At 38.8% G+C, this 13533-nt stretch carries 15 protein-coding genes; 1 reads left to right on the top strand and 14 read right to left on the bottom strand.

Annotated elements, in window-relative coordinates:
• Positions 1–67 precede the first annotated feature (67 nt).
• The gene (locus BMZ31_RS08040; RefSeq protein WP_090831206.1) at positions 68–592 is read left to right on the top strand and encodes a DUF309 domain-containing protein; all 525 of its coding nucleotides are present in this window, start codon (positions 68–70) and stop codon (positions 590–592) included.
• 1 nt (position 593) lies between these two features.
• Here the strand turns inward: BMZ31_RS08040 and BMZ31_RS08035 are convergent, their stop codons facing one another.
• The 14 genes from BMZ31_RS08035 to xerD all read right to left on the bottom strand — a co-directional run bounded on the left by BMZ31_RS08035 (position 594) and on the right by xerD (position 13529).
• Positions 594–971 (bottom strand): GNAT family N-acetyltransferase, encoded by a 378-nt coding sequence (locus tag BMZ31_RS08035; RefSeq protein ID WP_090831205.1) that lies wholly within the window; start codon positions 969–971, stop codon positions 594–596.
• 285 nt (positions 972–1256) lie between these two features.
• Positions 1257–2576 carry a diaminopimelate decarboxylase gene (lysA, locus tag BMZ31_RS08030; protein WP_090831204.1) on the bottom strand — a complete coding sequence of 440 codons (1320 nt, stop codon included), beginning with the start codon at positions 2574–2576 and terminating at the stop codon, positions 1257–1259.
• Between the two features lie 159 nt (positions 2577–2735).
• Positions 2736–4211, bottom strand: a complete 1476-nt coding sequence (locus BMZ31_RS08025; protein WP_090831203.1) for a spore germination protein — start codon at positions 4209–4211, stop codon at positions 2736–2738.
• Positions 4162–4773 (bottom strand): stage V sporulation protein SpoVABEA, encoded by a 612-nt coding sequence (locus BMZ31_RS08020; protein ID WP_090831202.1) that lies wholly within the window; start codon positions 4771–4773, stop codon positions 4162–4164. The genes BMZ31_RS08025 and BMZ31_RS08020 overlap by 50 nt, the downstream gene beginning before the upstream one ends.
• Before the next feature lie 23 nt (positions 4774–4796).
• Positions 4797–5219 carry a stage V sporulation protein AB gene (locus tag BMZ31_RS08015; protein WP_090831201.1) on the bottom strand — a complete coding sequence of 141 codons (423 nt, stop codon included), beginning with the start codon at positions 5217–5219 and terminating at the stop codon, positions 4797–4799.
• A complete protein-coding gene (locus BMZ31_RS08010) occupies positions 5209–5829 on the bottom strand; it encodes a stage V sporulation protein AA (protein WP_090831396.1) in 621 nt (206 codons plus the stop codon). Before BMZ31_RS08010 ends, BMZ31_RS08015 begins: the two co-directional genes overlap by 11 nt.
• A gap of 141 nt (positions 5830–5970) precedes the next feature.
• Entirely contained in the window at positions 5971–6726 is a 756-nt protein-coding gene (gene sigF / locus BMZ31_RS08005; protein ID WP_090831200.1) for an RNA polymerase sporulation sigma factor SigF, read from the bottom strand.
• 12 nt (positions 6727–6738) lie between these two features.
• Positions 6739–7179, bottom strand: a complete 441-nt coding sequence (gene spoIIAB, locus BMZ31_RS08000; protein WP_090831199.1) for an anti-sigma F factor — start codon at positions 7177–7179, stop codon at positions 6739–6741.
• Between the two features lie 2 nt (positions 7180–7181).
• Entirely contained in the window at positions 7182–7532 is a 351-nt protein-coding gene (gene spoIIAA, locus BMZ31_RS07995; protein ID WP_090831198.1) for an anti-sigma F factor antagonist, read from the bottom strand.
• A 219-nt stretch (positions 7533–7751) separates the two neighbouring features.
• Positions 7752–8924: a D-alanyl-D-alanine carboxypeptidase family protein gene (locus tag BMZ31_RS07990; protein ID WP_090831197.1), complete on the bottom strand. Its 1173-nt coding sequence runs from the start codon at positions 8922–8924 to the stop codon at positions 7752–7754.
• Positions 8925–9084: 160 nt separating this feature from the next.
• Positions 9085–10389 (bottom strand): pyrimidine-nucleoside phosphorylase, encoded by a 1305-nt coding sequence (locus BMZ31_RS07985; RefSeq protein ID WP_090831196.1) that lies wholly within the window; start codon positions 10387–10389, stop codon positions 9085–9087.
• Between the two features lie 31 nt (positions 10390–10420).
• Positions 10421–11242, bottom strand: a complete 822-nt coding sequence (locus BMZ31_RS07980) for a purine-nucleoside phosphorylase (RefSeq protein WP_090831195.1) — start codon at positions 11240–11242, stop codon at positions 10421–10423.
• A gap of 12 nt (positions 11243–11254) precedes the next feature.
• Positions 11255–12439 carry a phosphopentomutase gene (deoB, locus tag BMZ31_RS07975; RefSeq protein WP_090831194.1) on the bottom strand — a complete coding sequence of 395 codons (1185 nt, stop codon included), beginning with the start codon at positions 12437–12439 and terminating at the stop codon, positions 11255–11257.
• 196 nt (positions 12440–12635) lie between these two features.
• Positions 12636–13529: a site-specific tyrosine recombinase XerD gene (gene xerD / locus BMZ31_RS07970; protein WP_090831193.1), complete on the bottom strand. Its 894-nt coding sequence runs from the start codon at positions 13527–13529 to the stop codon at positions 12636–12638.
• Positions 13530–13533: the final 4 nt, after the last annotated feature.

The raw sequence follows: 13533 nt of genomic DNA, 5'->3' as shown, positions 1-13533 counted from the left end.
TTATTAAAAGAATCCGAGCCTATGATATGATAAACTCAAACTATTTCATGAAAAAGGTGGTGCTACTTTGTACCCAAAAGCATATGTGGATTACTTGGTTCACTTCCATGGGGACCGAGATTATTTTGAATGCCACGAAATTCTCGAAGAATATTGGAAAGAAACAGACAATGGCAATAAAGCATCCATTTGGGTTGGACTTATCCTTCTAGCCGTTTCCACTTATCATCACCGAAGAAACAATTTTTCTGGTGCATTGAGAACTATCGGCAAAGCAAAGGGCATTTTCACCGACAAAGAAAATAATCTTCGTGATCTTGGAATCGATCCAAAACTATTTATGGGATTAATCAACGAACTTATCAAAAAAATTGAAGATCACAAGGATTATCAAAGTGTGATATTACCTCTTTCAGATCGAGAGCTCATTGAATTGTGTAAAAAAACTTGTATTGAGAAAGGAACCCATTGGCTCAAGGACAGTGATATCAATAATTACGAATTACTCCATAGACATATGACACGAGATCGTACAGATGTCATCCTCGAACGCGAAAATGCCATAAGAAGCAAAACAAAAGGCAGCGAATAAATTATTCGCTGCCTTTGTTTGTTTCGTCTTTAATAAAATCACATTTTTCTATAAACGATGCAGTATTTTCACTTGGAGTGATTCTCTTGGCAGGATATAATTCATGCAAGGCTTTTACCATCTCTTTACCAATACCTTGGTGACGATGAGATGGATTAACTGAAATGTGCTGAATCTCCATATTTATGTCATCGACAAACAAGACTCCGATTAAACCGATAATATCTTCCTGCTGCTTCCATAGAAACAATTGTCGTTCTTCCTCAGTTTCATATTGCTTCATTGTTTGCAGAAGTTTTTTCAAATCTTTTTCACTTGGCATAAAGGATAATAAACCCATTGCAATTTTTTCAAACGATTTCTTATATCTAATCAACATTTTGATCCCTCATTATTTTAAATACGCCTTCTTAAGTACGATACTTTTAGGCATGATTTGATCTGCACTGTTTAATAAGACTGCTTGATAAATATTATATGGAACAATCATCTTTTGTTTCCTAAACCTATTTTATCCACTATTCAAATCAATTGTATATTTCTGTAAAAAATAATTCCTTCTTAATTTCATTTATTCTACACTAAAACAAAAAAATAATCCATTCTACTAAGAAAATAGGAATACATCGTCGAGAAAGAAGAAAACTGCCGTAGAAATCGGCAGCTATTTACAAATTTTTTCATTCAATTTTAAGTCAAGTCGAACCATATCCGCATAGGTCTCTCTTTTGATAACGAGCTTATCTTGACCATTTTCAACGAAAACAACAGCAGGTCGAGGGAGGCGATTGTAATTATTGGACATTGAATATCCATAAGCACCCGTACAAAATACAGCTAATACATCTCCATCTTCACTCTTTGGAAGCTTCAAATCCCAAATAAGCATATCCCCTGATTCGCAACATTTTCCTGCGATAGAGACCGTTTCAGATTTAAGAGCAAGCGGTTTTTCAGCTAAAACAGCTTCATACTTAGCCTGATAAAGAGCAGGACGTATATTATCGCTCATGCCTCCATCCACTGCAACATACTTTCTTACGTTCGGGACAATTTTCTGAGAACCAATACGATACAGAGTCGTTCCGGCATCTCCAACGAGAGAACGTCCCGGCTCGATCCAGATTTCTGGCAGGTTCATGGAATGAAGTTCTATTTGTTTTTTGACTTCCTTAATGATTTCTTCAACATACTGCGCAGGTGGAATTGGATCATCTTCTTCTGTGTAGCGGATTCCAAATCCTCCACCCAAATTTAGGACTTTCGATTCGAAAGCATATTCAGATTTCCAGTCATTCAATTTCTCAAATATTTTTCTTGTTGCAAGCAAGAAACCCGTTGTATCAAAGATTTGTGATCCAATATGACAATGTAAGCCTAAAACTTCAATCCAATTTGAATCAAGAGATATCCTTAAAGCTTCTTCAGCCTGTCCATTTTGAAGGTCAAAGCCAAACTTCGAGTCTTCTTGACCCGTTAAAATATAATCATGAGTATGAGCCTCAATACCAGGCGTCACACGCAAAAGGATTTCCATTTTTTTATTTTTTTGTTCGCAAAGTGATGCGAGCAGTTGCAGTTCATGAAAATTGTCTACAACTATGCATCCAACATTGTAATCAAGAGCCATTTCCAGTTCATCATAGCTTTTATTGTTTCCATGAAAATGAATCTTGCGGACAGGAAAGTTTGCGGCAACAGCTGTATATAATTCTCCCCCTGAAACCACGTCCAATGATAACCCTTCTTCTTCTGCCAATTGAATCATTGCCACAGATGAAAAAGCCTTACTTGCATAAGCAACTTGAGCTTTTATTCCGTGTTTATCAAAAGTCCCCTTAAAACCTTTTGCTCTCTCTCTAATTAAGGCAACATCATATACATATAGAGGTGTACCGTATTTACTTGCTAAATCAATCGTATCACAACCACCAATTTCGAGGTGGCCCTTATCATTTACTTTTGTTGTACCATAGTAATGCACCGTAATCCCTCTCCTCCAACAAAACTCGTTAAATATATCATAAACAAATAGACAGATTCTTCCTAGAGAACTCTGTCTATTTTTATCATGAAAAGTCACTATTTAATTAAATTACTTTAGCATAGAACAGAATATTCCGCAATTGTAGATATTCCTTAATCATGGTTGTCGATATCTGTCTTGCGCATGAACGATACTTGGACGTATTTTTGAACCTGGAACTGCTCGTCTTACCACGATCTGCAAAAATGCCTTTGGATTAAACGGCAGGAACGGCCATAAATAAGGTGCGTTTAGCGGTTTCATATTTGCAAGGAACAAGATAAACAACGTAATTCCAATTACATAACCTGGCGTGTGGAATGCTGCAACTAAAATTAATAAAACTAATCTGACAATCTTATTCGCCACGCTTAATTCATAACTTGGAGTCGTAAACGTTCCGACAGCTGCCAACGACACATACAAAATAACTTCTGGAACAAATAGACCTACGTCAATGGCAATTTGTCCAATCATTACAGCCGCAATCAAGCCCATGGCAGTTGAAAGTGGGGTTGGGGTGTGAATGGCCGCTATCCTTAGGAATTCAATCCCAAAATCCGCCATAAATATTTGAATGACTACCGGTATATTCGTCTGTTCGTTTGGGCCAATAAACGCAATGCTTTTTGGAAGCAAAGATGGCTCAAGTACAAATAAGAACCATAATGGCAACAGGAATAGAGATGAAAATACCCCTAGAAATCTTGTCCAACGCACAAAAGTTCCAACTGCTGGAGATTGTCTGTATTCTTCAGCATGCTGTACATGATGAAAAAATGTGGTAGGAGTGATAATTACACTCGGTGAAGTATCAACGTAAATAATGACATGTCCTTCTAACAAGTGTGTGGCTGCTACATCTGCACGTTCCGTATATCGCACCAAGGGATATGGATTATACCCTTGTTTTACGATGAATTCTTCTACCGTTTTATCTGCCATCGTCATACCGTCTATCTTTATTGCAGCAATTTCTTTTTTGATGATATCAATGAGGTCTGGATCTGCAACTCCATCTATATATCCAAGAGCAATGTCTGACTTCGATCTTTCTCCTACCTTCGGAAGCATTTCAAATCGAAGGCGTTCATCACGAATTCTTCTTCTTGTCAGAGCCGTATTTAGGATGATGTTTTCTACAAAGCCATCTCGGGAACCCCTTACAACCTTTTCTGTGTCTGGTTCCTGAGGTGACCTTCCTGGATAACTCCTCACATCTACTACAAGTGCTACATCAGAACCCTCGACGACAACTACGATTAATCCGGAAAGTACTGACGTAACCAGGTCTTCCATGGCTGTTATTGGTTGAACGGACTGATTGACGAGACGATTCTCGACTATATGAAACAAATTTGTAGACAATTTCTCATGATCATTGATTCTAACTAATTCTTCGATTATCTCAACAATAAATGCTGTATCACATAAGCCGTTTACATAATAGAATTGGACGTCTTTTCTTAATATCTTTAGCTTTCTTACACCTAAATCAAAGCTTACACCAAGTCCTACCCGATCTTTCATATATTGTTCAATTTTATCGACTGATTCTGGAATTGGTGTTTTCTGTTTCTGATCTTGAGCCATAAAAACCGCTCCTTTCCAAAATGAGTTCCACTGCTTTTCTTGTGATAGGTGCGCCTTTTTCGAAGTCGTCTTTTCGTGCCATCTTTCCTATATCTCCTATCCCTACAACGAAAGGAATTTTCAACTCGTCTAAACAATAGACTGTATCACCATTTAGTCTTCCAATTTCCAATTCTTGTATCCCGTATTTATCCACTCCATATGGCGTAAGCACTCCATCTCGGTCAATACAGACGTTCACCCTAGTCCATTCTTCTTTTCTTGAGCTAGATGCTACTGCAATCGCTCCAAGAACTTCTATCTCAGGATGTAAAGCAACGTACTTCAGCGCTCGTTCTCCTGCACCTTCCCCAACATAGCCACTATCATCAAACATCACTAGGACAGGATCAAATGGTGTCTTTAAAATGAGTTCTACTAATTTTTGGCCTGAAAGTACCGATGGGTTTCCATGGGACATGGAAATACATCGTCCCCCTACTTCCTTAGCAACAAGCTTCACAGCTCTCGTTGCGTATTCATCTCCATCAGTAATCAATATGACTTTCCGCCTCACACTCATTTGCTTACGCCCTTTCACCGTTCTTAGTGTTTTACAAAGTACACCCAGTGGAATATGGACCCACACATTTTCCCTAGAACGATTGCCATGAGAAGAATGACAATTTTCCCGTCAACGCCTACCCTTTTCATTAGAATAGGAAGAACATTCAATACTTCAGTCAAAGCAGCTGCAAGCATTCCAACAAATATTCCACCTGCGAGTCCTAGCGGAATAAGAACATATGGAGATAGTCCCAAAATTGGATCCCTTAAACTTGCTGCTGTTCCTGATACAGCACCCGCCACTACTGCCCATTCATAGTAGTGAATCATTTTCATTGTCTTCGTCAATTGTGTCAGTCTCGGAATGATTCCCAGAACGGTTAAGAATGCTACAAAGCCAGCACCTACTACCAACCCGCCAGATATTCCTATAAAAATAACAAGTAAGATGCTAATGATCATGTAGATTTTTCATACTTTCTTTATTTTCATGCATAATCACATAGTTATCTAACGCTTGCTGGTAGTTAAACATTTCGACTTCAAGCGGACTTGGTTCTTCATTAATCCGCTTTTTGAACACATGATTAAAGAATAAAATCATTCCTAACCCGAGACCAATTGAATAAGGGATTTGAAATAACAACGGCTTCACTACTTTTTTCCCTGTAATGATTGTATACAATTCCTGTTGCACACTTTGCATACTCACATCTTCATGGAAATTCATAATCGCAAGGGCAGAACCAAAAAAGAGCAAAAACCATATAAGAAGAAAAAAGGGTAATGACACCCCTTTCTTCTTATACACAACTTCCACAATGGATTGTGATGCACCCATTGTTTGCACTTCAGCGTCTGGAAAGACTTCTGCTATCGCTGCTATCACTTTCATCACATCAATGACTACGATATTTCTATCTTCTCTAGAAACTTGATGCATACATAGATTTTTAACTCCATTAAATATCTCTTCGGGAGCAATCAATTGGGCAATCGCACCTAACAAAACTTTTTCATCCGGACGGACTTGGATCTTATGCCGCATGCGAATGTAAATTGTTTTTTCCAAAACATTCACTTCCCACACATTGATTTCCTTGTATAGGTAGTATTGGTAGTTTGCCATTTTTCATGAAATCCAAAAAATGGTTAACCATTTAAGTGGCTTGCAGAAATACATAATTTTTGCAAAAAAAAAAGATCGAGGACATTACATGTCCATCCGATCTTTCATTTGTTGCAGTATTCTTTTTTCAAGTCTTGATACTTGCACTTGAGATATTCCTAGGCGCAAAGCTACTTCCGATTGTGTTTGATCTTTATAATATCTTAAATATACGATGAGTCGTTCGCGATCATCCAACTCACGAATTGCTTCTTTTAGCGCAATCTTATCAAACCATTTCCCATTATTCCCGTCGTCAATCTGATCTAACAGCGTAATCGGATCTCCATCATTTTCGTAAACTGTTTCGTGAATGGAAGAAGGAGTTCTGCTGGCCTCTTGAGCGAGAATGATATCTTCGGGAGGTAATTCCAAGTGCGCGGAAAGCTCATTAAGAGTCGGCGTTCGACCAAGAATTTTAGATAATTCATCTTTGGCTTTTCGAATCCGATTACTCATTTCTTTTAATGATCGGCTTACTTTTACAGTCCCATCATCCCGTATGAATCTTTGAATTTCACCAATGATCATTGGCACGGCGTAAGTTGAAAACTTAACATCATATGATAAATCAAATTTATCAACGGATTTCAACAAGCCTATACATCCAATTTGAAACAAGTCATCCGGGTCATAGCCTCTATTCATAAATCTTTGCACGACTGACCAAACAAGACGCATATTTTTTTCCACGATAAGATCTCGCGCATCCTGGTCTCCGTCTTGACTTCTTTGAATTAATTCCTTTACCTCATGATCCTTAAGAAACGTCTGATTATTTTTTTTGACCTCCACATCCATGGGCAAGTCTCCTTAATTGCAAAGCATTTTACTCTTAGTTAAATGCTTACGTAATCTAATTGCGGTTCCAGTGCCTGGCTGTGATTGAACTTCTACCTCATCCATGAAATTCTCCATGATGGTAAAGCCCATTCCTGATCGTTCTAAATCTGGCTTTGTGGTAAACAAGGGTTGGCGAGCCTCTTCAACATCGCTGATTCCAATCCCATAATCTTTAATGGTCATTTCAATAAATCCGTCTTGAATAGAAACGGAAATATACACTTTTCCACTTGGGTCGTTATCATACCCGTGAATGATTGCGTTTGTGACCGCTTCCGAAACGACTGTTTTTATTTCTGTCAGTTCATCCATTGACGGATCTAACTGAGCAATAAAAGCAGCTACTGTAACACGGGCAAACGACTCATTTTGACTAAGCGCACTAAATTCAATGTTCATTTCATTTTTCATGGTTAGGCAACCCCCAATCTTTGCAATGCATATTCTTCCGTCGGTTCTAAGCGGATAATCTTAAATAATCCCGACATATCGAATAGACGTTGAATAGGTGGGGTGATCGCACACACAACCATTTCACCATGAACTTGTTTAATTTGTTTATATCTCCCTAAAATGACGCCTAGACCTGAGCTATCCATAAAAGAAAGGTTCTCCAGATTTAAGACAATGTGGCGAATACTGTACTTTTCAATCGCTGCTGATGCCTGAGTTCGCAAACTCTCTGCCGTATGGTGATCTAATTCTCCACCAAGACGTATACAAAGGACGTCATTCTTCACTTCCAAATGAATATTAAGACTCACTATCACTAGCCTCCTTAATCTGGTCTCTACATAAAATACCGCCTCACTTTATAAAAGCGCTAGCGATCATTTTATGTAAATCGGGCTTTGTTTCCCTTGACAGGACACCCTCCTCAGAAAGTTTTACCTGTATAGTGAGTCATTCTCCTTTTGAAGCTTGTTTTCCTTCCACCATGACAAAACTAGTGTACATTCGCTAAAATTAGTGTCATTTTTTAGCTATTCTCCTGATTTTGTAAACATTCCGAATGAACGTTTATAAAGCACCCACCAATTTGCTTCTTTTACATCTTCTTTAGCCATAAGAGGACTTTCGACAAGCACCTTTCCATCTTTGATAAGTTTGATCGTTCCAACTTGATCACCTTTATGGATTGGTGATTGAATATTTTGTTTTAACGTGATTTTTTGTTGAACATCATCTGTCTTTTCACCCTTTTTGGTTAAAAGTGAAATGGGCTCACTCGTTACAGCATCTACAGTTTTTTGGCTTCCTTTACTAATTGCAGCTTTGCCGAGTGGATGATTCCGTTTATACATTGCCTGTGTCTGATATTGACTAAAAGCATAATCAAGCATTTTAGTCACTTGAGCGTTTCTTTCCTTAGAAGTAGGAGCCCCGAACACAACCGCAATTACTCGCATCCCATCTTTTTGAGCGGTTGCAGTCAAGCAATATTTTGCTTCGCCAGTAAAACCGGTTTTTAGGCCATCAACCCCTGGGTAAAATCGAACCAGTTTATTGGTATTCACAAGCCAAAACTTCTTGTCACTTTTTTCTCTCAAATAAGCTTCGTAAGTGCCTGTAAACTTTGTAATGCCATCATATTTCAGCAATTCCTTTGCCATAATAGCCATGTCATGAGCTGTACTATAATGACCTGACACAGGAAGGCCGGTTGTATTTTTAAAGAAAGTATTCGTTAGACCTAATTCTTTCGCTTTCTTATTCATCATCTCAACGAAGGCTTCCTCTGAACCACCAATGCGTTCTGCCATTGCCACCGAAGCATCGTTTCCGGATCCAATTGCAATGCCTTTTAGCATTTCCTGAGTGGTCATTTCTTCTCCAGGTTCTAAAAAGATTTGTGAACCGCCCATAGAGGCTGCATATTCACTCGTTCGTATTTTCTCATTCATTTTAAGCTTGCCTTCATCCAGTGCTTCCATGATGAGAAGCATGGTCATAATTTTCGTCATACTTGCAGGTGGCAATTTTTCGTCACTGTTTGTTTCATAGAGCACTGCACCTGTATCACGTTCAATTAAGATAGCTGATTTAACATTGGTAACAAGGCTTCCACCTTCTGTTTTTTTCTCTGCAAATGCTGCAGGCACAACTACCGTGTTTAATAGAAATAATGCTGCCATTAAGGAGAAAATTCGCTTCATAAACATAACCCTCCATTCTTTATAGCCTCCATTTTTTCCATTAAAGTCATTTTTATACAATATTTCCCGTAAATAGTTTCCAATCTATGCACTTTTGAAGAACAAATTTCCTAAACCATAAAAAAACGTCCAGGATTTCTCCTGGACGCTTCATTGTTTATTATTCAGTAATTTCACCATGAATTAAAACTGGTGCTTCTACTTTTTCAGAGGATACTTTGATGTTTTCGTATAGCTTTGCTTTTACCGTTTCAACATCTTCAAAATTACTATAAATAGTAACGAGTGATTCACCCTTTTTAACAGCATCGCCAATTTTCTTGCGGAGCATCAAACCAACTGCTAAATCAATAATAGATTCTTTCGTTGCTCTTCCTGCACCAAGAAGCATAGCTGCAGTTCCTACTTCATCAGCAACAATTTCAGACACATAGCCGTCTTCTTTTGCTTCCAATTCGTAAATGTACTTAGCTTGTGGCAATTTTTCAGGTTGATCTACGATAGAAGCATCTCCACCTTGAGAGCTTAGGAATACTTTGAATGTCTCGAGAGCAGAACCATCCTTCATTGCATTTTTCAGCATCTCTCTTGCTTCTTCTAATGATTGAGCTTTACCTGCAAGGAATACCATGTGGCTTCCTAGCGCAAGTGAAAGTTCTGTTAAATCCTCAGGACCTTCACCTTTTAAAGTGTCAATCGCTTCTTTCACTTCCAAAGCATTACCGATTGCATAACCTAACGGCTGGCTCATGTCAGAAATAACAGCCATTGTTCTGCGGCCCACATTATTACCGATGCGAACCATTGCTTTTGCAAGTTCTTTAGAATCATCAAGTGTTTTCATGAATGCACCAGCACCTGTTTTAACGTCTAGAACAATTGCATCTGCACCTGCAGCGATTTTCTTACTCATGATCGAGCTTGCGATAAGGGGAATGCTGTCAACAGTAGCGGTTACATCTCGTAAAGAATATAACTTCTTGTCGGCAGGAGTTAAGTTGCCACTCTGTCCGATAACTGCAATTTTATTTTTGTTTACTAGGTCAATAAATTCTTCATTCTCGATTTCAACATGGAAGCCTTCGACTGCTTCAAGTTTATCGATCGTACCACCTGTATGACCTAATCCGCGTCCTGACATTTTCGCAACAGGCACGCCAACAGCCGCTACTAATGGCCCAAGTACTAGTGTAGTTGTATCGCCAACTCCACCTGTAGAGTGCTTATCAACCTTCACACCCTCGATAGCGGACAAATCGATTTGGTCGCCTGATTTCACCATTGCCATCGTTAAATCTGCTCTTTCTTTCTCAGTCATCCCCTTAAAGAATACTGCCATTGTAAAAGCACTTACTTGATAGTCAGGAATTGATCCCTTCGTATATCCATCAATAATAAAATTGATTTCTTCTGTTGATAGCTCTTCGCCGTCTCGCTTTTTTTCGATTAAGTCAACCATTCTCATATTTAATCACCCTTTAATGTAAGATTGAACTTTAGTTACCAAATGTCTTAACAAGTTCCTTCACATATCGAAGGAAATCGCCTTTAACTTTTTCAGTTGTTTCAATTACTTCATCATGCGTTAATGGCTGATCCAGGATTCCAGCTGCCATGTTAGAAATACAAGAAATTCCAAGAACCTTCATACCAGAGTGACGCGCAACGATGACTTCCGGTACAGTTGACATTCCGACTGCGTCTCCTCCTAAAGTTCTAAACATTCTTATTTCTGCTGGTGTTTCATAGACAGGACCTGTATTACCAACATAAACACCTTCTCTTATGTTGATATTTAGCTTTGAAGCAATTTCTTTAGCTTGCTTTGCCAATTCTCTTGAGTAGGCTTCGGATAGGTCTTGGAATCGTACTCCTAAACGAGAATCATTCGGACCGATTAACGGATTCGATCCCATGTTGTTAATATGGTCAGTAATGATCATCAAATCCCCTGGCTCAAAACTTTCATTCACTCCACCTGCTGCATTCGTTACGATTAGCTGTTCAACACCTAATGCTTTCATAACGCGAACTGGGAACGTTACTTTCTCGAAAGTATAACCTTCGTAAAAGTGGAAGCGTCCTTGCATAGCAACTACTTTTACACCGTTCAAATCACCAAACACTAGTTGCCCTGCATGACCTTCAACTGTCGAAACAGGGAAATCCGGGATTTGATCATAAGGAATTTTCACTGCATTCTCGATTTCGTCTGCCAATACACCTAAACCTGAACCTAGAATTAAACCTATAACCGGTTGGTGTTCATATTTTCCCTTTAAAAACTCAGCTGCATTTTGAATTTTATCAAAGTTCATGTTTATACCCCTTTATTTCAATTCATTTAAGAAACTTTTTCCGTATTTAGGCAATGCCACGTTAAAGTTCTCAGCGACAGTTGCACCGATATCTGCAAATGTTTCACATATAGGCAGTTCTTTTCCTTCAGCCATTCCTTTTGAATAAGCGATTAGCGGAACATATTCTCTAGTGTGGTCTGTTCCAGGATGGACTGGATCATTACCGTGGTCTGCTGTAATAAGCAACAAGTCATCTTCCTTCAACTTCTCGAATACTTCAGGCAGCCTTGCGTCAAATTCTTCTAACGCCTTTCCGTATCCCTCTGGGTCGCGACGATGACCGAAAAGAGCGTCAAAGTCAACTAGATTTAAGAAGCTCATACCTGTGAAATCCATATCTAAAGTTTGGTTTAATTTGTCCATTCCGTCCATGTTAGAGACTGTTCGTAACGTCTCAGTCACACCTTCACCATCATAGATATCTGCAATCTTACCGATTGCTATTACATCTAGATTCGCATCTTTCATTTCATTCATTACTGTACGGTCGAATGGTTTCAATGCGTAGTCGTGACGATTTGGTGTTCTTTTAAAGTTTCCTGGTTCACCTGTGAAAGGTCTTGCAATAATGCGACCAACCATGTATTTCTCATCTAATGTTAATTCACGTGCAACTTTACAAATACGGTAAAGTTCTTCAAGTGGTACGATGTCTTCGTGAGCTGCAATCTGTAAAACAGAATCTGCCGATGTATAGACAATCAACGCTCCTGTTTTCATATGTTCTTCGCCGAGTTCGTCTAATATTTCTGTACCGCTTGCAGGCTTGTTACCAATGATCTTTCTTCCAGAGTCCGCTTCTAACTGAGAAAGCAATTCTTCTGGGAATCCATCTGGGAACACACGGAATGGAGTTTGAATATTCAAGCCCATTATCTCCCAATGTCCTGTCATTGTGTCTTTTCCGTTTGAAGCTTCTTGCATCTTCGTATAAAAAGCAAGGGGCTTATCAGCTTTTTCAATCCCCTTGATTTCCCGAATATTACTCAAACCAAGTTTGCCCATATTTGGCATGTTAAGACCATTCATTTTTTCAGCTATGTGTCCAAGTGTATCTGAGCCTTTATCGCCAAAATCAGCTGCATCTGGCGCTTCACCAATTCCAACTGAGTCCATTACGACTAAGAATACACGTTTATATGTATGTGAAGACATGTGAGCTCCTCCTTTTAACTGTAAACGCTTGCATGAGCGTTTTGGTTTTTTCAACTGTATGTTACCCTTGTTCCATTTAATTAACCGTTTATTAATTAGTCAGAAGTCTGACATCTCTATTTTACTAGAAGTTTAAGAAATTACAAGATAGAAGCCGCTAATTTCTTAGCGGCTTTTTGACAATTCTATGAACCTATTAAGCTCTCGGATGAAATTTGCTATAGACGTCTTTAAGTCTTGTTTTTGTGACATGTGTATAAATTTGTGTTGTTGAAATATCTGAATGCCCTAGCATTTCTTGCACAGCTCTCAAATCAGCACCGTTCTCAAGCAAATGAGTAGCAAAAGAATGTCTTAATGTATGAGGAGTTAAATCTTTTTGAATACCTGCTTCTCTTGCCAACTTCTTTAGGATTTTCCAAAAACCCTGTCTAGTTAAGCGTTTTCCCTGGTGATTGAGAAAAAGCGCTTCCTCTTTATGTTTCTTAGAAATGAACTTTGGTCTTCCGTTTTCTAAGTATTTCAAGATTGCATCGGTTGCCGTTTTTCCAATTGGGATGATTCGTTCTTTGTTCCCTTTTCCGATACATCGCACAAACCCCATAGTCAAATGGATATTTCCGCTATCTAATCCGATTAACTCACTCACCCGCATGCCGGTTGCGTAAAGCAGTTCAAGCATCGCTTTATCCCTAATCCCATAATGATCCGTATTTTTAGGAGATTCCAATAACGTCTCAACTTCTTCGAGATTGAGGACTTTAGGAAGGGAGCGTTCCATTTGAGGTGATTCGATATGGACAGACGGGTCATGATCGACAACCTTGTCCCTAATCAAGAATTGGTGAAATGCCCTAACAGAGGCAACATGTCTCGCCAGTGTCTTAGCCGATTTCCCTTGTTCTTTTAAGTGACCGAGAAAATGGACAATATGCGTGCGTTGCACGACATTTAAATCCGTTATTGTTTCGACTTGAGTTAAATAATGAAGATAACTTTTTAAGTCGCGTTCATATGAAACAATCGTGTTTTTCGCAAGACCTTTTTCCACGATAAGAAAATGCATGAAATCCTTTAAATGATCTTCCATTTTC

This window comes from Bacillus sp. cl95 (genome assembly GCF_900115925.1).
Lineage (GTDB): Bacteria > Bacillota > Bacilli > Bacillales > Cytobacillaceae > Neobacillus_A.
The sequence above is the reverse complement of the archived record's forward strand: the minus strand, read 5'-3'. Positions and strand labels throughout refer to the sequence as shown.

Excerpts from the sequence above, each read along its gene's own strand:
- xerD (WP_090831193.1), bottom strand. The coding sequence starts at position 13,529 with ATGGAAGATCATTTAAAGGATTTCATGCATTTTCTTATCGTGGAAAAA.
- BMZ31_RS08035 (WP_090831205.1), bottom strand. The coding sequence starts at position 971 with ATGTTGATTAGATATAAGAAATCGTTTGAAAAAATTGCAATGGGTTTA.
- spoIIAB (WP_090831199.1), bottom strand. The coding sequence starts at position 7,179 with ATGAAAAATGAAATGAACATTGAATTTAGTGCGCTTAGTCAAAATGAG.
- BMZ31_RS07990 (WP_090831197.1), bottom strand. The coding sequence starts at position 8,924 with ATGAAGCGAATTTTCTCCTTAATGGCAGCATTATTTCTATTAAACACG.
- BMZ31_RS08025 (WP_090831203.1), bottom strand. The coding sequence starts at position 4,211 with ATGGCTCAAGATCAGAAACAGAAAACACCAATTCCAGAATCAGTCGAT.
- BMZ31_RS07985 (WP_090831196.1), bottom strand. The coding sequence starts at position 10,389 with ATGAGAATGGTTGACTTAATCGAAAAAAAGCGAGACGGCGAAGAGCTA.
- BMZ31_RS08020 (WP_090831202.1), bottom strand. The coding sequence starts at position 4,773 with ATGAGTGTGAGGCGGAAAGTCATATTGATTACTGATGGAGATGAATAC.
- BMZ31_RS08015 (WP_090831201.1), bottom strand. The coding sequence starts at position 5,219 with ATGATCATTAGCATCTTACTTGTTATTTTTATAGGAATATCTGGCGGG.
- sigF (WP_090831200.1), bottom strand. The coding sequence starts at position 6,726 with ATGGATGTGGAGGTCAAAAAAAATAATCAGACGTTTCTTAAGGATCAT.
- deoB (WP_090831194.1), bottom strand. The coding sequence starts at position 12,439 with ATGTCTTCACATACATATAAACGTGTATTCTTAGTCGTAATGGACTCA.
- BMZ31_RS07980 (WP_090831195.1), bottom strand. The coding sequence starts at position 11,242 with ATGAACTTTGATAAAATTCAAAATGCAGCTGAGTTTTTAAAGGGAAAA.